This window comes from Pseudomonas sp. SMSB3 (assembly GCF_052041965.1).
Classification (GTDB): domain Bacteria; phylum Pseudomonadota; class Gammaproteobacteria; order Pseudomonadales; family Pseudomonadaceae; genus Aquipseudomonas.
On the sequence record NZ_JBKGGV010000062.1, the window covers coordinates 1 to 242 of the forward strand.

Below are 242 nucleotides of genomic sequence, written 5' to 3' on the forward strand. Positions count from 1 at the left end.
AGAGGTTTTCGAAATTGCCGCCGGTTGCGTTGGTAATACGGGCACTGACCTGACCTGCATCGATGTATGGATCATCGCCAGGCGCAGCGACGGTGATGCTGCCAGTGGTTTGGTTGGCATTGATGGTAATGGCCTGGCCATTGCTCAGAGTCACAGTGACCGGCGACTGAGCGGCGTTGGTCAGAGTAGCGGTATAGACGATCTGGCCCCCCTCAGCGACGGTTTGCGTGGCCGACAGGGAA

At 58.3% G+C, this 242-nt stretch carries 1 protein-coding gene; it reads right to left on the minus strand.

Annotated elements, in window-relative coordinates; translation table 11 throughout:
* Positions 1–242: immunoglobulin-like domain-containing protein (locus ACLEJW_RS23290; RefSeq protein ID WP_440778340.1), on the minus strand; the 242-nt coding region annotated here is incomplete at both ends.